The 19,872-nt window shown below is 75.2% G+C and carries 14 protein-coding genes; 8 read left to right on the top strand and 6 right to left on the bottom strand.

What is annotated here, in order from left to right; all coding sequences use genetic code 11:
• Positions 1 to 362, bottom strand: a 362-nt coding sequence (locus tag IEY96_RS23220; protein WP_189196921.1) for a VOC family protein, incomplete at its 3' end; no start/stop codon positions are given.
• Positions 363 to 399: 37 nt separating this feature from the next.
• Entirely contained in the window at positions 400 to 1,026 is a 627-nt protein-coding gene (locus IEY96_RS23215) for an SGNH/GDSL hydrolase family protein (protein ID WP_189196920.1), read from the bottom strand.
• Positions 1,027 to 1,311: 285 nt separating this feature from the next.
• Here IEY96_RS23215 and IEY96_RS23210 point away from each other — a divergent pair, with 285 nt between their 5' ends.
• Genes IEY96_RS23210 through IEY96_RS23190 form a run of 5 tightly spaced genes read left to right on the top strand, consistent with a single transcriptional unit; the run spans position 1,312 to position 5,126 of the window.
• Positions 1,312 to 2,475 (top strand): sensor histidine kinase, encoded by a 1,164-nt coding sequence (locus tag IEY96_RS23210; protein WP_189196919.1) that lies wholly within the window; start codon positions 1,312 to 1,314, stop codon positions 2,473 to 2,475.
• The gene (locus IEY96_RS23205; protein WP_189196918.1) at positions 2,475 to 2,924 is read left to right on the top strand and encodes a roadblock/LC7 domain-containing protein; all 450 of its coding nucleotides are present in this window, start codon (positions 2,475 to 2,477) and stop codon (positions 2,922 to 2,924) included. The genes IEY96_RS23210 and IEY96_RS23205 overlap by 1 nt, the downstream gene beginning before the upstream one ends.
• A gap of 20 nt (positions 2,925 to 2,944) precedes the next feature.
• Positions 2,945 to 3,286, top strand: coding sequence for a DUF742 domain-containing protein (locus tag IEY96_RS23200; protein WP_148425567.1), 342 nt, complete (start codon positions 2,945 to 2,947; stop codon positions 3,284 to 3,286).
• Positions 3,279 to 3,869, top strand: coding sequence for a GTP-binding protein (locus IEY96_RS23195; RefSeq protein WP_435817790.1), 591 nt, complete (start codon positions 3,279 to 3,281; stop codon positions 3,867 to 3,869). The genes IEY96_RS23200 and IEY96_RS23195 overlap by 8 nt, the downstream gene beginning before the upstream one ends.
• 18 nt (positions 3,870 to 3,887) lie before the next feature.
• Positions 3,888 to 5,126: a styrene monooxygenase/indole monooxygenase family protein gene (locus IEY96_RS23190; RefSeq protein WP_189196916.1), complete on the top strand. Its 1,239-nt coding sequence runs from the start codon at positions 3,888 to 3,890 to the stop codon at positions 5,124 to 5,126.
• A gap of 113 nt (positions 5,127 to 5,239) precedes the next feature.
• Here IEY96_RS23190 and IEY96_RS23185 read toward each other — a convergent pair whose 3' ends face one another.
• The 4 genes from IEY96_RS23185 to IEY96_RS23170 all read right to left on the bottom strand — a co-directional run bounded on the left by IEY96_RS23185 (position 5,240) and on the right by IEY96_RS23170 (position 10,819).
• Entirely contained in the window at positions 5,240 to 6,106 is an 867-nt protein-coding gene (locus tag IEY96_RS23185) for an SDR family NAD(P)-dependent oxidoreductase (RefSeq protein ID WP_189196915.1), read from the bottom strand.
• A gap of 303 nt (positions 6,107 to 6,409) precedes the next feature.
• Positions 6,410 to 7,441 carry a nitronate monooxygenase gene (locus IEY96_RS23180; protein ID WP_229791820.1) on the bottom strand — a complete coding sequence of 344 codons (1,032 nt, stop codon included), beginning with the start codon at positions 7,439 to 7,441 and terminating at the stop codon, positions 6,410 to 6,412.
• Positions 7,442 to 7,579: 138 nt separating this feature from the next.
• Positions 7,580 to 8,002: a glutaredoxin domain-containing protein gene (locus IEY96_RS23175; RefSeq protein ID WP_229791819.1), complete on the bottom strand. Its 423-nt coding sequence runs from the start codon at positions 8,000 to 8,002 to the stop codon at positions 7,580 to 7,582.
• 24 nt (positions 8,003 to 8,026) lie between these two features.
• Positions 8,027 to 10,819, bottom strand: coding sequence for an FAD-binding and (Fe-S)-binding domain-containing protein (locus IEY96_RS23170; RefSeq protein WP_189196914.1), 2,793 nt, complete (start codon positions 10,817 to 10,819; stop codon positions 8,027 to 8,029).
• Between the two features lie 189 nt (positions 10,820 to 11,008).
• Between IEY96_RS23170 and IEY96_RS23165 the strand changes: the two genes are divergently transcribed.
• The 3 genes from IEY96_RS23165 to IEY96_RS23155 all read left to right on the top strand — a co-directional run.
• On the top strand, positions 11,009 to 11,869 hold the full coding sequence (locus tag IEY96_RS23165) for a S1 family peptidase (protein ID WP_229791818.1): 861 nt from the start codon (positions 11,009 to 11,011) through the stop codon (positions 11,867 to 11,869).
• Positions 11,870 to 12,150: 281 nt separating this feature from the next.
• Positions 12,151 to 16,515 carry a peptidoglycan-binding protein gene (locus IEY96_RS23160; RefSeq protein WP_189196913.1) on the top strand — a complete coding sequence of 1,455 codons (4,365 nt, stop codon included), beginning with the start codon at positions 12,151 to 12,153 and terminating at the stop codon, positions 16,513 to 16,515.
• A gap of 28 nt (positions 16,516 to 16,543) precedes the next feature.
• On the top strand, positions 16,544 to 19,872 hold a 3,329-nt coding region (locus IEY96_RS23155; RefSeq protein ID WP_189196912.1), incomplete at its 3' end, for a DUF6603 domain-containing protein.

Here is a 19,872-nt window from a genome sequence, read left to right as displayed (position 1 = left end):
GTCGCGGCGAACAACTCCGGGTCGCTGGCCACCGGGATCACGCAGAGCAGGTGACCGCCCGGCGCCCGCAGCACGTGGCAGTCGAGCCAGCGGGAGACCGGCGTCGCGCCGAGGCGGACCAGCCGTTCCACCTCGGCGGCCACGTCGTCGGTCTCGATGTCCAGGTGGTGCCGGGGTGCGTCGTCCACCGACTGCACCGCGGTGACCAGCCCGGGCACCACGTCGACAAGGCCGGTGAACTGCGGCTCGGCCGGGTCGGTGCGAGTCGCCGCGCCGAGCGCCGCGGACCAGAACTCGGTCGCCTGCGTGGCGGACTCGCGGGGGGCGTCGAGGATCAGGGCGTACAGCCGGGACCGGTGCATCGGCCGAGCTTAACCACGGTCGGCTTCGACGGCGGGCTCAGGCCGACGGGCTGACCGCGCGCAGCCACGCCTGGGCGATCAGCGCGTGGCCGAACGGGGTGGGGTGCACCCCGTCGCGGGTCCACACCCGACCGTCCACCCCGGCGGCCTGGAACAGCTCGTCCACCGCCACCAGCGTCGCGTCGAACTCGGCGGCGAGCTCGCGGACCACCGCGACCTTCGGGTCGAGATCCTCCCGCCACGCGTGCTGCGCGTCGTCCAGCGGAACCACGAAGGGCTCGACAAGGACCAGCCGGGCGTCCAGCGGCCGGGTGGCCTCCAGCAGGTGGCGGTAGTCGCGGGCGAAGTCGGCGGCGCTGGTCGGGTCGTCACGGGTGTAGCGCCGCCAGGTGTCGTTGATGCCGATCAGCACCGACACCACCTGCGGGGCGAGGGCCAGGCAGTCGGTCTCCCAGCGGGCCCGCAGGTCGCGTACCCGGTCGCCGCTGATCCCCCGGTTGAGGAAGGTGGCCCGGTGGTCGGGGTGGCGGGCGGTGAACCAGGCGGAGGCCATCATGGCGTACCCGGTGCCGAGGTCGTCGGGGCAGGACCGGTCCCGGCCGGCGTCGGTGATGCTGTCGCCGATGAAGAGGACCCGGCCGCCGCGCGGCACCTCCACCGTCATCCGCCCGTCCCCCGCCCGCTCGACGCCGTTTCCATGATCATGCCGCACGTCGCTCGGGCGAGCGGCACCGGGCACCCGGCCGACTGACGGCCGACCCGCCGGGAAAAATCCGCCGTCCGGCTGTTGCGTTTCGCGGCCGGGGACCGATCACCCAACTGTGGCAGCGCGGCGACCGGTGTGTGAAAACCTCCCCAAGTTGCCCTGCACCGTTGCAATCGGCGCACAACCGATGGTTGACTGCTGCACCATGCCAGAGCCGAAGATCACGGACAGGCCGGTTTTTTCGTGAGAAGCACCGACATCACCCGGCGGACCACCTGGCGGCAGCGGGCGGCACGCTGGCTGGATCCGACGGTCGCCCGGTGGGACGTCTCTCCACCGGAGACACCCGAGCCACCACCGCCGGAGGACCGCGGGCCCGGCCCGTGGCCCGCCATCTGCGAGCAGTTCGCCCTCCGGATCCTCGCCTCGGCGTACCAGATGGGCGCCCACCTGGAGGCCGTCGAGGCCGACGAGCAGGACCCGGAACGGCTGGAGCGGCTCTACCGGATCGACCACGCGAACACCCGGATCCGGCGGCACGCGGAGAACCTCCAGGTGCTGCTGGGCCGCCGGGTCGAGGACGCCGACCCGCAGACCGTCCCCCTCGTGGACGTGGTCCGGGCCGCCGCCTCGGCGGTCGAGCACTACCCGCGCATCCGGGTCGGACACGTGGTCGAGCTGGCGGTCGTCGAGTTCGCCGCCGACGACGTGATCCGGGTGCTCACCGAGCTGCTGGACAACGCCACCCGGTTCTCCCCGCCCACCGCCCCGGTGACCGTGTCGGCGTTCGTCACCGAGGACGGCGGCGTCCTGCTGCGGGTCGAGGACGCCGGGGTGGGCCTGCACCCCGACCACCTGACCCAGCTCAACGCCCTGCTCACCGGCCGGCCCGCCGCCCCGGTCGCGCTCGACCCCGCGGCCCACCTCGGGCTCGCCGTGGTCGCCCACCTGGCCGTCGCCCACCGGCTGCGGGTCGCCCTCACCACCCGGCCCGCCGGCGGGACCACCGCGACCGTGGCCGTTCCCGGCGCGCTGCTCTGCGAGATCCCCACCCCGGGCCCGGCCGCCGCGGCGCCCGCACCGCCACCGGCCTGGCCACCGGCCGGGCACGGAACCGAGTCCTGGAGCACGCCGATGGCCACGCCCCACCGCGGCACCGACACGCCGACCGTCCGGCTGGCCACCCTCGACGGGCCGGCCGCCGAGCCGCCGCCCACCACCGGGCCGCCCACCACCGGGCTGCCCCGACGGGTGCCCGAGAGCGTGCGCGACCGGGTCCCGGCGCCCCGACCCCCCGCCGACACCGGCGCGGGCTCCCCGCCCGAGGCGTGGCCCGACGAGACGGCCGCCTTCGCGGCCGGCGTCAGCGACGCCCGCACCCCCACCGACGGAGAAGGACGGCAGTGATGACCCACGCGTACCCGGGAACCGGCACCGGCAAGGGGCTGCCCGACTGCGCCTGGCTGATCCGGCAGTTCGTCGAGGACGTGCCCGGCGTCAGCCACGCGATGCTGGTGTCGCTGGACGGCCTGCAACTGGCCGCCTCGCAGGGCGTCGGCCGCGACCTGGGCGACCAGCTCGCCGCGCTCACCGCCGGCCTGCTCAGCATGGCCGACCGCAGCGCCGCCCTGCTGGAGCTGGGCGCCGCCGAGTACCTGACCGTCCGGCTGCCCCGCGGGCACCTGCTGTTCATGCGGGTGGGCGAGTCCGCGGGCCTCGCGGTGGCCGCCGCGCCCGGCTGCGACCTGCGAGTCGTGTCCTACCGGATGACGCAGTTCGTCGGCGCCGTGTGGCACGCCCTCACCCCGGCCGTCCGGCACGAGCTGCACCGCATGACCGCCGCCCAGGCCCGCTGACCGGCCGGAGGACGAGGATCATGCAGCTCAGGTACTGGAAGGTCCGGCCGTACGTGCTGACCGCCGGCCGCACCCGCACCCGGCAACCGCTGCTGGTGCACACCCTGGTCTCGGTGCCCTACTACGACGCCGTGTTCGCCGCCGGCCTGCTGCCCGAGGCCCGCTCGCTGTACGAGCAGGCCCGCCGGACGGCGCGCTCGGTGGCCGAACTCTCCGCGGTGTGCGGGATCTCGCTGGGGGTGACCCGGGTCGTCGTCGACGACCTGGCCGCCACCGACCGGCTGCTGGTCCACACCGACCACGACAACGTCGACTTCCGCCTCCTGGAGAGACTGCGCGATGGCCTCCGCAAGCTTGCCTGACAGCCCGCTGCTGACCTCGGCGAAGATCGTCATCGCCGGCGGCTTCGGGGTCGGCAAGACCACCTGCGTCGGATCCATCTCGGAGATCCCGCCTGTCAACACCGAGGCGTGGATGACGGCGGCCAGCGAGACCGTCGACCGGCTGGACCCCGGCATCGACAAGACGACCACCACCGTGGCGATGGACTTCGGCCGGCTGACCATCGGCCCCGACCTGGTGCTCTACCTGTTCGGCACGCCGGGTCAGCCCCGGTTCTGGCCGATGTGGGACGACCTGTGCCGGGGCGCGGTCGGCGCCCTGGTGCTCGCCGACACCCGCGACCTGGCCGCCTCGTTCCCGGCCGTCAACTACTTCGAGCAGGACAGCGACGTGCCGTTCGTGGTCTGCGTGAACCTCTTCGACGGGGTGCTGCACCACCCGCTCGAGGACGTCCGCGCCGCGCTCGCGCTGCCGGCCCGCGTACCCCTGACCGCCTGCGACGCCCGCGACCCGTCGTCGGTGGCGCGGGCGCTGCTGACGGTCGTGGAACACGCCATGTCCCGCACCCCCCGGCCCGCCGCGGGCGCGCTCGCGGCGCGGTAGCTCAACCCTGGAGGAACCATGCGCAGAATCCTGATCGTCGGAGCCGGACAGTCCGGGCTCCAGCTCGCCCTCAGCCTGCAGTCCGAGGGGTACGACGTCACCGTGATGTCCGCCCGGACGCCCGACGAGATCCGCCGGGGCTGGGTGATGAGCACCCAGGCCATGTTCGGCACGGCGCTCGCCACCGAACGCCGGTACGGGCTGGACCTGTGGCAGAACCGGGCGCCCCGGATCGACGGGCTGCACGTCTCACTCTCCGCGCCGCCCGGCGAGCGGGCGCTGCGCATCGCGTGCCCGCTGGACGAGCCGGCGCAGAGCACCGACCAGCGGGTCAAGATGGCCGACTGGCTGGAGCTGTTCGAGGTGCGCGGCGGGACGGTGCTCTACCAGACGGTGACCACCAGCGATCTGGACGGCCTGGCCCGGCTCGGCCGCTACGACCTGACCGTGGTGGCCGCCGGCAAGGGCGACCTGGTCGGCGTCTTCGACCGCGACCCGGCCCGCTCCGTGTACGAGGTGCCGCAGCGCGGGCTGGCCGTGGCGTACGTGCACGGGATGACCCCGGACCCGCTGCTGCCCGTGCCGCACGTCAGCTTCAACGCGGTGCCCGGGCTCGGCGAACTGTTCGTCATCCCCGCCCTGACCCACTCCGGTCCCTGCGAGATCCTGTTCTGGGAGGCGGTGCCCGGTGGGCCGCTGGACCTGTGGACCGAGCGGCGCGACCCGGCCGAGCACCTGAAGCTCACCCTCGACCTGGCCCGCCGCTACACCCCGTGGATCTACGAGCGGTGTGCCGAGGTGGAGCTGACCGACGGGCGGGCCACGCTGTCCGGGCGGTACACCCCGACGGTGCGCCGCCCGGTGGCGGAGCTGCCCTCGGGCGGGCTGGTGCTGGGCATGGCCGACGTGGTGGTGGCCAACGACCCGATCACCGGCCAGGGCAGCAACACCGCGGCGAAGTGCGCGTCCGCGTACCTGGGGTCGATCCTGGAGCACGGCGACCGGCCGTTCGACCGGGACTGGATGACGGGGACCTTCGAGCGGTTCTGGGCGGGGACCGGCGAGGCCGTCACCGGCTGGACGAACGCCATGCTGCAACCGCTGCCGCCGCACGTGCAGCAACTGCTCGGCGCGGCCGCCGGCAACCCGGTGGTGGCCCGGCGGTTCGCCAACGGGTTCAGCGACCCGAACGACTTCCGGGACTGGTTCCTCACCCCGGACGCCGCCGAGCGCTACCTGGCCTCGGTCGCCGGCTGACCGCCCCGCCGGACGGGAGCCGCCGCCCCCGGGTGGCTCCCGGCCCGTCACCGGCCGCCTCGGCCTTCAGCCGGACGCCTCGGCCCTCAGCGGGGCGGGCGCCGAGGGGCCGGTCAGGCGGTCACGTGGGCGCTGTCGCCGGCCGTCGCCGCGAAGGCGGTGCCGCTGACCATCCGCGCGCCGTCCGAGACGAGGAACACCACGAGCGGCGCGACGTCCTCCGGCTGGACCCACGGCACCCCGAGCGGCGTCTTCGCCCGCAGCGCCTCGACCGCGCTCCGCTCGTCGGCGGCGGGGTCCCCGGACGGCGTCTTCCCGCCCTCGACGATGGCCTGCGCGTAGCGGTCGTGGTGCCGGGTCAGGGTGGTGTCGACCAGGCCGGGGATCACCGCGTTCACGGTGATCCCGTGCGCCCCCAGCTCCAGCGCCGCCGACTTGACCAACCCGATGAGCCCCCACTTCGACGCCGAGTAGGCCGCACCGTTCGTCGTACCGTGCTGCCCCTGGGTGGAGGAGGTGACCACGATCCGCCCGCCGCCGCGGCGGACCAGCAGCGGGGCGAAGACCCGCAGCACGTTGGCGGTGCCCGTGAGGTTGACGTCGATCTGGTCGTGCCAGTCGGGGTCGGCCATCTCCAGCAGGGGCTTGAACGCCTGGATGCCGGCGTTGGCGAAGAGCACGTCGACGCCGCCGTGTTCCCGCTCGACCGCCGCGGCCACCGCGCGCACCGCGCCGATGTCCCGCTGGTCGGCCACGTGCGCGGACCACCGTACGCCGGCGGCGGTGACCCGCCGGCCGGTCTCGGCCAGGTCGTCCGGGCTGGCCGGCGGGAAGTCGAGGATCGGGCTCACCGGCCCGGCCACGTCCACCCCGGCCACCTCCGCGCCCGCCTCGGCGAGCGCCACGGCAGCGGCCCGGCCGATCCCGCGCGCCGCGCCGGTGACCACGGCGACCCGCCCGGACAACGGCGCTGCGGACATCGGACCCACCCCCCGTTCCGCCGCCCGCCGACGGCACCCGGTCCCCTCTCGCACCGTAAACCCGTCCGCACCCTCCCCGCCCGGAGATCGACGCCGCCACCGCCCCCCTTCCCGGCGACGCGGCGAATCTTGGCGACTTTCCGTTCGCAGCGAGCGGTAAGTTGCCAAGATCTGCGCGGCCTTCCGGGAGCGGGCTCGCCGCGCAGCGGCTGACGCGCGACCGTCGATGGCGGGGACGGCGCGACGCGCGGTGACGGGATGGGGTGCGGGGCCGGGCGCGCCGGCGGGTGACGGCCGTGCGGGTCAGAGGGTGCGGGTCAGGTCCGTGAGGATGTCGGCGGCCGGTGCCGCCCGCGCGCCGCGCCAGCCGGTGCCCGCCCACAGGTGCAGGCGGTCGGCGTCGCCGGCCCCGGCGGCGGCGACGCGCAGCGGCCGGGTCAGGTGGTGCAGCGCGGGGTAGCCGAGCGGGGCGGCCGCCTCGTGCCGGTCGATGAAGTCGTTGCGCAGCCCGCGCGCCGGGCGGCCGGTGAAGGCGCGGGTGACCACCGTCCGGTCCCGCGCCGGGTCGGCCAGCGCGTCCCGGTGGGTCCGGCCGGTGCCGCTCTCGTCCGCCCGCAGCAGCAGCGTGCCGACCAGCACGCCCACGGCGCCGGCGGTGAGCGCATCCCGGACGTCCGACGGGCCGCCGACGCCGCCCGCGCCGAGCACGGGCAACCCGGTGCGGCCGGCGACCAGCGCGACCAGGTCGGGCAGCGGGCGTAGCGGCGGCGGGGTGTCCGGGGTGAAGGTGCCCAGGTGCCCGCCGGCGGCGCCGCTCTGCGCGACCAGCCCGTCCACCCCGAGGTCGGCCGCGGCCGCCGCCTCGGCCGGGTCGGTCACGGTGACCAGGACGCGGCTGCCCGCCCGGCGCAGGTCCCGAACCACCGGCTCGGGAGGCAGCCCGAACGTGAAGCTGACCACCGGCACCGGGTCGGCGAGCAGCAGGTCCAGCTTCGCCGCCCAGTGGTCGTCGTCCTCGGTGCGCGCGGCGGCCGCCAGGTCCAGGCCGTAGGGCGTGCCCTCGGCGGCGATCCGGGTCGCGTAGCGGCGAAACTCCTCCTCCGCCACCGGCACCGGGGTCGGCACGAAGACGTTCACCCCGAACGGCCGCCCGGCGGCGTGCAGCTCGGCGACCTCCGCCGCCACCGCCTCCGGCGTCTTGTAGCCGGCGGCCAGGAACGGGAACGCCCCGGCCGCGCCCACCGCCGCCGCCAGCCCGGTGGTGGTCGGTCCACCGGCCATCGGCGCCGCCACCACCGGCGCGTCCACCCCGAGCAGTTCCGTTATCCCGTCCACCGCACCAGTCTGCCCGCCCACCGCCCGCCACACGCCCTCGCCCCACACCTCCGCCCGGCAAGATCCACACCAGGTCGGCGAGGTAGGGGCGTCCCGGTCATGCGGAGAGCGCCACCTCCCGCGAGGTTGCGTCGATCGTCAGGACGGCAGGCGCTCGCGCAGCCAGCCCGGCTCCGGGTTCACCACGGCCTCGTCGCGCAGCACCACGGTGGGGACGGTCTCGTCGCCGCCGGTGACCGCCCGCACCGCCGCCGCCCCGTCCGGGTCGCGCCAGATGTTCACCCAGTACGCCCGGCCGGCGCGGCGACCCAGGCGGAGTCGCAGCCGCAGGCAGTAGCGGCAGCCGGGCCGCCAGTAGACCACCGGCCGGCCGTCGCGGGCACCGCGCTCCTGCGCCTCGGCGGCGGGCAGCGACCGCGGGAACGCCAGCGGCGAGAAGAGCACCCCCAGCACCGTGAAGACCAGGAACTCGACGACGGCCAGCGCGGGGGTCTCCGCGCGGACCGCGACGAGCACACCGACCACCGGCATGAGCACGGCCATCCACCAACTGCGCAGCACGTCGCGGGATGCTACCCGCCGCCGTCAGGCGGTCGCGTCGGCCAGCAGTTCGAGCAGGTGGCGGTACGGCTGCCCGGTGGCCCGCGCCAGGCCGATCTCGCAGGTGCGGTTCACCGAGGCGTACCCGTCGAAGGAGCGGGCGGTGACCGCGGCGGCCTCGGCGCGGGTGGCCGAAGCGGTCAGCTCGGGATGCAGCAGCCCCCGGTCACCCGCGAAGCCGCAGCACTGCCAGCCGTCGGGCACCACCACCTCGTCGGCGACGGCGCGGGCCACGGCGAGCAGGGCGTCGTCCAGCCCGAGCCGCGTGGACGAGCAGGTCGGGTGCAGCGCGAGGGAGCCGAGCCGGCGGCGCACGGTGAGCCGGGGCAGCAGCTCGGTGGCCGCGTACGCGACGGCGTCGACCACCCGCAGGTCGCCGGCCCCCGCGAGCAGCTTCGCGAAGCCCTCGGTGCACGAGGCGGCGTCACTGACCACCGGCAAAGCGCCGTCGCGGCTGGCCGCCCGCAACGCCGGCGGCACCCGGTCGCGCACCGTCTCGTAGCCGGCCGTGAGGCCCTTGGAGGACCAGGGCGTGCCGCAGCACATGCTTCCGATCCCCTCGGGCACGAGCAGGCGTACGCCGGCCCGGTCGGCGAGGGTGAGCAGGGCGGCGGCCACGCCGGAGCCGCCCTCGGCCGGCGCGAACAGGGTGCCGAGGCAGGACGGGACGAAGACCGCGTCCGGCTCGTCGGCAGGCCGGGGGCGGCGCGGCCGGCCGCCCCCGGGCAGGTCGCGCCGCCACTGCGGGACGCGGTCGGCGCCGAGGACCGCGCGGGCGGCCCGGGTGGCGGCCTCGGGCAGCGCGGGCGGCAGCGCGCCGGCCAGGTCGAGCCCGCGGGCCATGCCCCGGGTGGTGGCGCCCCAGCCGCGGGCGGCGCCCCGCCAGCCGGCCTGCGCCACCCCGCCGGTGCGGTCGGCGCGCAGCCGCCGCACCAGGTCGCCGGTGTTGATGAGGACCGGGCAGGCGGTGGCGCACATGCCGTCCACGGCACACGTGTCCACCGCGTCGTAGTCGTAGGCGCGCTCCAGCTCCTCGGCGAGGGCCGGGTCGCCGGCGGCGCGGGCGGCGGCGATCTCCCGGCGCAGCACGATCCGCTGCCGGGGCGTGGTGGTCAGGTCGCGGCTCGGGCACACCGGCTCGCAGTAGCCGCACTCGACGCAGCGGTCCACCTCCTCCTCCACCGTCGGCACGGTCTTCAGGTGCCGCATGTGGATCTCCGCGTCGTCGCTGAGCAGCACACCCGGGTTGAGCACGCCGTCCGGGTCGCAGAGCGTCTTGACCTCGCGCATCACCGCGTACAGCTCGTCGCCGAACTGGCGGCGCACGTACGGGGCCATCACCCGACCGGTGCCGTGCTCGGCCTTGAGCGTGCCGCCGTGGCCGAGGACCAGGTCGACCATCTCCTCGGTGAAGTCGGCGTAGCGCGCCGGGGCCGCACCGCCGGCGAACCGCTCGTTGAGCATGAAGTGCAGGTTGCCGTCCTTGGCGTGGCCGAAGATGACGCTCTCCTCGTACCGGTGCCGGTCGAAGAGGTCGGCGAGCGCGGCGCAGGTGCCGGCGAGGGCCTCGACCGGGACGGCGATGTCCTCCAGCAGCGCGGTGGTGCCGGACGGGCGGGCGCCGGCGACCGCCGCGTACAGGCCCTTGCGGATGTGCCAGAGCGCGGCGCGGGCGGCGGCCTCGCCGCTGAGCCGGGCCGGGGTGGTCAGCGGCAGGTCCGCCAGGACCGGGCGGGCGGCGGCGATCCGCTCGGCCAGCGCCTCCGGGTCGGACTCCTGCCACTCGACCAGCAGCGCCGCGTGGTGGCGGACCGGCAGGCCGCGCAGCGCGGCGTCCGCCCGTGGGTCCCGCTGGGCCACCCGCAGGGCGGCCGCGTCCAGCAGCTCGATCGCCGCCGGCCCGGCGGCCACCAGCGCCGGCATGGCGGCCATGGCCGCGCCCAGGGTATCGAAGACCAGCAGGCCGGTCGCGGCGTGCCGGTGCACGGGTACGGTGCGGAACGTCGCCGCCGCGACGAAGGCGAGGGTGCCCTCGCTGCCCACCACGAGCCGGGTCAGCAGGTCGGCGGGCTCGTCGTGGTCAAGGAAGGCGTTCACCCCGTACCCCATGGTGTTCTTCATGTTGTACTGGGCGCGGATCCGGCGCACCGAGTCGGGGTTGTCGCGGACCCGGTCGCACAGCCGCAGCAGACCGGCGTGCAGCTCGGGCTCGGCGGCGCGCAGCCGGGCGTCGGCGTCCGGGGCGCCGGTGTCCAGCACGGTGCCGCTGGGCAGCACCAGCAGCAGCGACTCCAGGGTCCGGTAGGTGTTGAACTCGGTGCCGCAGGTCATCCCGCTGGAGTTGTTGGCGACCACCCCGCCGACCGTGCAGGCGGACTCGCTGGCCGGGTCCGGGCCCAGCTTGCGGCCGTAGGGGGCGAGCCGGGCGTTGACCTGGCGCAGCACCACCCCCGGCTGCACCCGCACCCGCCGGCCGTCGTCGAGGACGTCGAGGTCGCGGAAGTGCCGCCGGGTGTCGACCAGCAGCCGGTCGGTCACCGCCTGACCGCTGAGACTCGTGCCGCCGGAGCGGAAGGTCAGCGGGGTGCCCGTGCGGCGGCTGTGCCGCAGCAGGGCGGCGACCTGCTCGGCGCCGGCCGGGGTGACCACGGCGCTCGGATGCAGCAGGTAGTGCGACGCGTCGTGGGCCAGCCGGAGCCGGTCCACGGCCCGGGTGGTCACCCCGCCGGGCACCACCGCCTCCAGTCCGGCCCGCGCGTCGCCGCTCAGCTCCACCATCCTCGCCGCACCTCCCCCGACCCACCCTAGTCAGGAGCGGACGACGCGCCGCCGGCCCCTTGCCCCTACATCGACCTGGGTGGATACTCGCCGCTACAGCGTTCGCCGAGGTCGCACCCCGAACCGACCCCGGCGGCACGGCATGGACGCCGACGCAACCGGCGGCCTTCACCGTCCGAGGAGAAGACCGTGAGAATCCGCCGAAGCCGACTCACTCCCCTGCTCGCCGCGACGGTCGGCCTGGTGGCCGCCGGCGCCTTCGCCGTTCCCGGCGCCGCCTCGGCCGCCGCGCCGAGCTTCACCGCCGACCAGCTGTCCCGGGTCGACTCCGCCGTCGCGGCCTCCGGCGTCGACGGCATTGCCTGGCGCGTGGACGCGGCGTCCAGCCGCGTGGTGGTCACCGCCGACGAGAGCGTCTCGGCCGCCGAACTCGCCACGCTCAAGAAGAGCGCCGGAGCCCAGGCCGGCGCGATCCGGGTGGACCGGGCCAAGGGGGTCTTCCGTCCGCTGCTCTCCGCCGGTGACGCCATCTACGGCGGCGGCTACCGCTGCTCGCTCGGCTTCAACGTGGTCAAGTCCGGCGTCTACTACTTCCTCACCGCCGGGCACTGCGGTGACGTGGCCAACACCTGGTACACCAACTCCAGCCAGACCACGCTGATCGGCCCGACCGTCGGGTCCAGCTTCCCGGGCAACGACTACGCGCTGGTCCGCTACGACAACGCCGGGCTGAGCCACCCCGGCGGCTACACCGCCGCGAACGCGTTCGTCGGCGAGTCGGTCAAGCGCACCGGGTCGACCACCGGCACCCACAGCGGCACCGTGACCGCCCTGAACGTGACGGTCCGCTACCAGGGCAGCGGCACCGTGAAGGGCATGATCCAGACCACGGTCTGCGCCGAGCCGGGCGACTCCGGCGGCCCGCTCTACGACGGCACCAAGGCGCTGGGCATCACCTCCGGCGGCAGCGGTAACTGCCGGACCGGAGGCACCACCTTCTTCCAGCCCGTCACCGAGGCGGCGAGCGCGTACGGCGTGACCGTCTACTGAGTCACAGCACAAGGGACCCGCACCCGCTCCGGGTGCGGGTCCCGTCGTGTGTCCCTAGCGTCCGGCCGCCGCCGCAGGCAAGCACCTGTCGGGTCTCCGCCACCGGAAAGAACTGAGTGGACGTTCAGCCCGTCCGGACGGGCCGGGCCGCCCGTCGTCGGCCCGATGGTTGTCACCCGGCAAGGTCGAACCTTCGCGCTGTTGCGAGGGTGTTCGCGCGGTTACGCAGTGACTTCAATCAAGGCCGAACGAAACACCGGCCGTGGGTGAAGGGACACCGCATGACCGCTCCGACCGGCCTGCCCCTCGTGCTCTGCGGCCCGATCGTGCGCCGCGTCGACCCGACCGGCGTCACCGTCTTCGTCGCCCTGCGCGCCGAGTGCACGGTGACGCTGACCGTCTTCGCGCTCGGCGCCGCCCCCGGCTACGCCCGCGGCGCCACCGTCGGCACCGGGAGCCGGGTCACCGTCAAGCTCGCCGACCGGCTGCACGCGGCCGCAGTGACCGTCACCGGGGTGACCCTCGCCCCGGGCACCCTCTACGGCTACGACCTGGCGTTCGCCGGCGGGATGAGCGCGGGCAGCCTGTTCGAGCCCGACGTGGTGGCCGCCACCGCCGTGGCCGCCCGCACCGCGCTCACCTACCAGGGCCACCCGCAGGCACCGGCCGCGGTGCCCGCGGTGCCCACTTTCGTCACCCCGCCGAGCGACCCCAACCAGCTGCGCATCTTCCACGGCTCGTGCCGGAAGCCGCACGGCGAGGGCCAGGACGCCTTCCCCGTCCTCGACCCGATCATCGCGGCCGCGGGCGGGGACCCGGCGCGCCGCCCGCACCAGCTCGTCCTCGGCGGCGACCAGATCTACGCCGACGACGTGGCGGATCCGCTGCTCGGCATCATCCACGGCCACGACGCGCTGCCGGCCGCCGGCAGCGAGCCGGCGGTCCCCGCGTACCTGGGGGTGGCGGCGCGGCTGGGGCTCGCACCGGAGGCGATGCCGGTGGGCACCAGTTCGCCGCCGACCGACCTGACGTACCTGCCGGGCAAGCGGGCCACCGCCGTGGCGCGGGACGCGAAGTTCACCTCCGGGTACGCCGACAGCCACCTCATGTCGCTGCGCGAGTACCTGTGCATGTACCTGCTGGCCTGGTCCGACGTGCTCTGGCCGGCGAGCTGGCCGACCTTCGAGCACGTGCTGCCCGCGGACACCCGGATCCTCAAGGACCCGCAGGACCGCCGGCCCGGCGAGACGGTTTACGACCTGATGCGCGCCGGCCGGCCGTACTCGCCGAGCGCCCAGCAGAAGGAGATCATCGAGCGCTGGGAGCGGTGGCAGCGGCAGGCCCTCGCGCTCACCGGTTTCCGGGCCGGCCTGGCCGCGGTACGCCGGCAGCTCGCCAATGTGACCACGTACATGGTCGCCGACGACCACGAGGTCACCGACGACTGGAACATGACCCGGTCCTGGGTGGACGACGCCGTGGTCACCTCGCCGCTGGGCCGGCGGATCGTGCGCAACGCGATGGCCGCCTTCGTGGTCTTCCAGGCGTGGGGAAACACCCCGGAGCGGTTCGCCGAGAGCGGCCCCGCCGGGGAGGCCGGCCGGGCCGCGCTCACGGCGCTGCGCGGCTGGTCGGCCGCGCCGAACGACGCCGACGACGTGGCCCTGCGTACCCGGTTGGGGTTGCCCACCGGGGTCACCCCGGAGGGGAAGCTGGTCCGTCCGGCCGGCGCGTTGACCTACCACTACACGGTGACCTGGCCCCGGTACCAGCTCATCGCGCTGGACACCCGGACCTGGCGGCAGTATCCGGGCGGCCCCGGCCACCCCGGCGGGCTGCTGCTCGACGACGACCCGCTCGACGGGATGCTCACCGGCGGCGGCGTGCTGGGCGACGACGGGGTCACCGTGGTCGCGCAGCCGGTGGCGCTGTTCGGCGTGCCGATCCTGGAGCAGTTCGCCCAGCCGCTGGCCAAGGCGATCGCGGGCCGGTGGACCGCCGACGCCGAGGACGCCTGGGTGGCCAGCGACGCCGCCGTGCACAAGGTGCTGGCCCGGCTCTTCGCCGCCGCGCCGCCCGGCCCGGACGGGGTACGCCGCCGGCGGCTCGTCATGCTCGGCGGGGACATCCACTTCGGCTCGGCCGAGCGGATCCGCTACTCGGCGACGCTCCCCTACGCCTGCGGGCCCGACCGCGCGAAGCCGTACGAGGGGGTCAACCGCACCGAGGGCGTGCTCGCCGGCTTCGTGGCCAGCGCGTTCCGCAACGAGGACATGGCGACCCGGGCGCTGCACGACGTCGGCTACCTGCCGCTGCTCGACGGGACCGGCCGGATCGACCTGGTCGGCTGGGCCAACGAGCGGCCCGACAAGGAGGGCCAGCGGATGCAGGCCGGCGTGCGGGTGACCGTCGGCGCCGACGACACCACCGGCTGGTGGGTGTCCGGCCGGCCGTCGGTCAGCGACTACGACGCCCTGAAGATCCTCGGCCGGCAGCCCGAGTGGAACGTGTACGTGCAGTTCCTCCGGCACGACGAGGCCGACCCGGAGGTCCGCCGCGACGGCACCCCGGAGGCCGTGGTGGACCCGGCCGGGCTGCCCCGCGACCAGGCGCTCGCCCAGTACCTGGCGGCGGCCCGGAACCTGGACCACTACAAGGGCTCCTGGGGCAACGGCAAGGAGATCGTCGGCCGCAACAACCTGGGCGAGATCACCTTCGACTGGCCGGCCGGCGAGTGCAAGACCGCCACCCAGCGGCTGTGGTGGCACCTGCCCGGGGAGAACCGGGCCGCCGCGCTCACCACGTACACCGTGGACCTGTCGTTCGGCTGCTCGCTGACCACCCCCGCGCCGTACGGCGGGTTCGTGCTGCGCGCCGGCGACCAGGACGCCACCGGCACGGCGCTCGCCCGCTACGACGGGGTGGAGCGGCCCGCGAAGCTGGTCACCGAACGCTGGGTGAGCCGGCTCCAGCAGGACCTGGCCACGCTGGGCTTCCGCACCCCGGGGGCGACCGACGGCAGCTACGGCCTGATCACCTACTGGGCGGTGCGGGAGTTCCAGGCGTACGCCCGGCGGGAGCGCGCGGCCGTCGAGCCGGCCGGCGCGACCGCGCCCCGGTGGTCGGACCGGCTGCAACCGGTCGACGTGCCGGAGTCCGAGCGCTACCTCGGGCCGATCAGCGGGGTGGCCGACCTGGCCACCCAGGTCGCCATCAAGCACTGGCTGGACAAGCGCTGGCGCTGCCCCGTGGTGGTCGAGTCCTGGCAGGTCGCCGGCGACACCTTGCAGCGGTTGGCCCAGCCGAACGTGTGGCTCTTCGACGAGGTCACCGCCACCGACCAGCGGCTCTACTCACGGGTGGTGACCGGGCGGCCGGCCGGCGCCGGCAACCCTCCACCCGGGCACCCGGAGCTGATCCGGCTCGGCGCCTACCGGGGGCACGCCACCGACGCCGAGTGGAGCGGGCCGGTGCTCGACCCGGAGTCGGAGCTGCTGCCGGAGGCGCTGCTGCCCCGGCCGCAGGACCACGGCAGCGGGCCCACGCTGACGGCGCTGGTCGCCGCGATCACGGCCGGCGGCGACCCCGGCGCCCGGGCCGCCCGGCAGCTCTCCACCTTCAAGGTGCTCCGCGCGGTGGCCGAGAACCGGGTGCCCGAGGCAGCCGGCGGCTGGTTCGACGCGGTCGCCGCCGACGACCCGGCGGTGCTCCGGTTCGGCCCGTTCGGCTGGCGGGCGGACGGGCCGCGGACCGCGCCCACCACGCTGCCCCCGGCGCTGGACATCGGCGCCGAGCCCGGCGAGATGTGGGCGTACCTGGCCTGGCTGCGGGCCACCGACCGGGACGCGTACGACGCGCTCGGCGGCCTCGGCGGGATCAACGCGATCCCCGGCTGGGGGAAGGACGGCGGCGGGCTGCTCCACCCGGAGCTGCGGGTGCTGCGGGCCCGCCCGGCGGAGACCGACTCGACCGGCGCGGCCCGCGAGTCGGTGGGCACCACACTCGAGCTGCTCGGGCTGCGCTCCTGGCACTGGCTGCACCGCTACGCGCTGGCCCTGCGCGGCCACGACGGGGTGCGCCGGGGCCTGTGGACGCCCGCGCGGCAGCGGCTGCACGACCTGCTCGTCACCGACTGGGACTCGCCGGACCCGGCGGCCACCCCGACGGTGGCCGGGGTGACCGGCGCCGACGGTCAGCCCCGCCGGGCCCGCATCGGCGACGTGTTCACCTCCGAGCGGTCGGTCGCCCTGCTCGCCTGCTGGCAGCAGTACCGGGCGCACCAGCTGGTGGCGGTCGGACCCCCGGCCTCGGTGGGCGAGAAGCCGGAGTTCCGCACCCGGCCCCGGGCGGCCAGCGAGCTGCACACCGTGCTGACCCGGGCGAAGGCGCTCCAGAACTTCGACGGCCCACCCACCGGGTGGACCGACGCGCACGAGAACGCCCTGGTCACCGCGATCCGGCAGGTGGTGAGCGCCGATGCCCCGGTGGCCAGCGCCCTGGCCATGCTGGTCGGCTGGCCCACCTGGCCGGCCGGGCACCGCTACACGCTGCCCGTCTCGGCGCTGCCCGCGGGCGAGCGGACGCTCTCGGCCGCCCGCGGCTCGCTGCGGCTGGACCTGAGCGACCTGCCGCGGGTGACGGCATGACCGGCGGCACGCGAGGACGGGAGCTGCGATGACCGAGCCGAAGAACGTGCTCGCCCTGCTCTGGGACGAGATCAAGCTGTTCGCCGAGCCGGTGCTGGCCGCGTACGACCCGTGGCGGCGGGCCCGGCTGATGCGCGCGCTCGGCTGGGACCTGGAGGCGGTCAGCGGCTTCGACGCCGCCCGCTTCGAGGAGTGGGCGGGCACCGTCGGGGACGCCCTGGAGGCGCTCGCCGCGGTGCGCGACGACGCCAAGCTCGACAGCATCGCCGGCCTCACCAAGCTGGGCGAGGCCGTCGGCGGGGTGGTCGGCAAGATCGGCGACCTGCCGACGGTGAAGAACGGCCTGCCGGACGTGCCGGGGCTCGCCGAGGAGCTGGCCGACGACCTGCTCGACCTGCTGGTGCTGACCTACCTGCTGCGCCGGGCGCCCTGGCTGGTGCCGATGCTCGACCTGCTCGGCCTGGTCGACCCGGCCGCCGCCAACCCGCCCAGCGCGCCCATGCCGCCGGGCGACTCGCCGGTCCGGCTGCCGAAGCGGCGCGACGAGCTGCACCTGGACCGGGTGGTCGACCTGGTCCGCGACCCCGGCGCCTACTTCAAGGACCGGTACGCGCCGCAGGGGCTGGACACCCCCGAGGGGGTCGCCGAGTTCTCCGCCCGGCTGCTGCCCCGGCTGGCGCGGGCGCTGCGGGCCCTCGGCCTCGACGCCGACCAGGGCGTCCGGCCCGATCTCGGACCGGACCAGGGCGAGGTCGGGCGGCGCCTGGCGGACAGCCTGCTGCGGCTGCGGTTCAGCGGGCTGCGCACGCCGGACGGCACGCCGCCGCCCGGTGCCGGCCTGGCGGCCTGGACCCCCACCTTCGGCCTCGGGGCCACCCTGGGCCTGGCCAGTTGGGACGGCCGGTTCACGGTGATCCTCGCCCCGACCGGCGAGGCGCGCCTGGACGGCGCCATCGGCAAGTGGACCGTCGCCACCGAGCTGAGCGGCGCCGGACCGGCGCTGGCGATCAACAGCGCGGGCGTGACCTTCAGCGGCGAGGCCGCGGTGGTGAAGTGGGCCGCCGAGGTCGCCCGGATCGCCCCGGCCGGGCAGCCCGGCTGGATCCTCGGCTCGCCCGGCGGCACCCACCTCGCCGTCGAGCAGCTCGTCATCGGCGGCCGGGCCACCCTCGGCGCCGGCCGCGACGACGTCGAACTGAGCATCCGCGCCGGCCGGGCCGAGCTGGTGGTCCGGGCCGGCGACGGCGACGGCCTGCTGGCCAAGCTGCTCCCCGCCGACGGGCTGCGGGTGGGCCTCGACCTCGGCCTGGCCTGGTCGATGCGGGGCGGGCTGCACCTGTCCGGGGCGGCCGCGCTCGCCGCCGAGTACCCGGTGCACCTGTCCTGGCACGGCCTGGGCATCGAGGGGCTGCGGATCGCGCTGGAGGCGTCCACCGCCACCCGTGCGCTGAGCCTCACCCTGACCACCACGGTGCGGGCCACGCTGGGCCCGCTGCACGCGGTGGTGCAGAACATCGGCGTCGCCGCCGACCTGACCTTCCCGCCCGCGCTGCCCGCCGAGTCCGGCGACCGGGCCACCGGCGGCAACCTGGGCGCCGCCGACCTGCGCCCCCGCTTCAAGGGCCCGGACGGCGTCGGGCTGCGGATGGACAACGGCATCGTCTCCGGCGGCGGCTACCTCTTCGTCGACGAGGCCCGCGGCATGTACGCCGGGGTGCTCCAGCTCGGCATGACCTCCACCACGCCGCTGGCCCCCATGAAGGGCTTCCGGCTCCAGGCCACCGCCATCCTGAACACCCGCAACCCGGACGGCAGCCGGCTCACCGAGGCCGACGGCGGGCACACCTTCTCGCTGCTGCTGGCCGGCACGTACGAGTGGTTCCCCGGGCTCATGCTGTTCTGGGGCATCTCCATCACCGGCCTCGGCCTGGTGGTCGGCTGGAACCGGCGGACCAACCCGGAGGAGGTGCGCAACGCCGCCCGCGCCGGCACCCTGGACGCCCTGCTCTTTCCCCAGGACCCGGTCGGCAACGCGCCCGCGGTCATCGCCACGCTGAGCCGGATCTTCCCGGTCGACACCACCGGGACCGTGCTCGGGGCGATGGTCCGGCTCAACTTCCTCGGCGGCCAGGTCGTCGCCGACCTCGCGGTGCTGGTCGAGTTCCCCGACCCGGTGCGCATCCTGCTGCTCGGCAAGCTGGTCATCGACTTCAAGGACGCGGGGAAGTTCCGTCTCGACTCGGCCGGCATCGTGGACTTCGCCAAGCGGGAGATCAGCGTCGACGCCGCCCTGATCGACTCGAAGCTGTTCGGCCGGCCGGTGTCCGGGGAGATGGCGCTGCGCGCCCGGTGGGGCGCCGGCAGCACCTTCGCGGTCTCCATCGGCGGCTTCCACCCGCGCTACAACCCGCCGCCCGGCTTCCCGCCGGTCAAGCGCTTCGCCATCGCGTTGCAGAAGTCCGGCAAGGGGTTGAACCTGACCGCGTACCTCGCGGTGACCAGCAACACCGCCCAGTTCGGGGCCGAGCTGAAGCTGCACTTCGAGGGCGGCGGGTTCGTCATCGACGGCCGCGCCTGGCTCGACGTCATGTTCCAGTTCAAGCCGTTCTGGTTCACCGCCGAGATCGGCGCCACGGTGTCGCTGAAGTTCAAGGACAAGGAGCTGCTGGCGGTCAACCTGCTGGTCGGGATCAGCGGTCCCGGCCCGTGGAAGGCGTGGGGCGAGGCGCGCATCAAGTTCCTGTTCTGGGAGGTTTCGGCGAAGTTCAGCTGGACCGACGGGGACACCGCCGCGGCCGACGAGCCCACCTATGTCGACGCCGGGGACGCGCTGCGCGCGGCGCTGTCCACCCCGGAGGCGTGGGAGGTCCGGCCGGCCCTCACCGCCGGGGAGCCGGTCACCCTGCGCGACCTGGCCGGCTGGAGCGGCCCGGTGCTGCTGCAACCGGGCGCCCTGCTCTCGGTGCGGGAGAACGTGCTGCCGCTGGACACCGACCTGTCCCGGATGGGCACCTCGCGGATCAGCGGCCCGAACCGGTTCACCCTGACCGGGGTGAGCGTCGGCGCCGGCGACGACAAGCTGGCCGGCGCGCTCGGCGAGCCCGTCGAGGACGACTTCGCCCCCGGCCAGTTCCGCGACCTGTCGCCCGAGGAGCAGCTCACCACCCCCGGGTTCGTCCGCCTGGCGGCCGGCCGCACGGTGGCGCTCCCCGACGGCACGGCGCTGCCCGACACCGCGCTCACCGCGTTCGCCCCGCTGAGCGACGACTCGGCGTACGACCGGATCGTCATCGACGGCCCGGACGACGCCGGCCGGCCGCTGCCCCGGGTCGCGCCCGAGCAGCTCGCGTACGTCAT

The sequence above is a fragment of the Micromonospora fulviviridis genome, assembly GCF_014648395.1.
Taxonomy (GTDB): Bacteria; Actinomycetota; Actinomycetes; order Mycobacteriales; family Micromonosporaceae; genus Micromonospora; species Micromonospora fulviviridis.
This window is presented reverse-complemented; position numbering and strand designations above follow the sequence as displayed.

Excerpts from the sequence above, each read along its gene's own strand:
- IEY96_RS23190 (WP_189196916.1), top strand. The coding sequence starts at position 3,888 with ATGCGCAGAATCCTGATCGTCGGAGCCGGACAGTCCGGGCTCCAGCTC.
- IEY96_RS23215 (WP_189196920.1), bottom strand. The coding sequence starts at position 1,026 with ATGACGGTGGAGGTGCCGCGCGGCGGCCGGGTCCTCTTCATCGGCGAC.
- IEY96_RS23160 (WP_189196913.1), top strand. The coding sequence starts at position 12,151 with ATGACCGCTCCGACCGGCCTGCCCCTCGTGCTCTGCGGCCCGATCGTG.
- IEY96_RS23185 (WP_189196915.1), bottom strand. The coding sequence starts at position 6,106 with ATGTCCGCAGCGCCGTTGTCCGGGCGGGTCGCCGTGGTCACCGGCGCG.
- IEY96_RS23205 (WP_189196918.1), top strand. The coding sequence starts at position 2,475 with ATGACCCACGCGTACCCGGGAACCGGCACCGGCAAGGGGCTGCCCGAC.
- IEY96_RS23200 (WP_148425567.1), top strand. The coding sequence starts at position 2,945 with ATGCAGCTCAGGTACTGGAAGGTCCGGCCGTACGTGCTGACCGCCGGC.
- IEY96_RS23170 (WP_189196914.1), bottom strand. The coding sequence starts at position 10,819 with ATGGTGGAGCTGAGCGGCGACGCGCGGGCCGGACTGGAGGCGGTGGTG.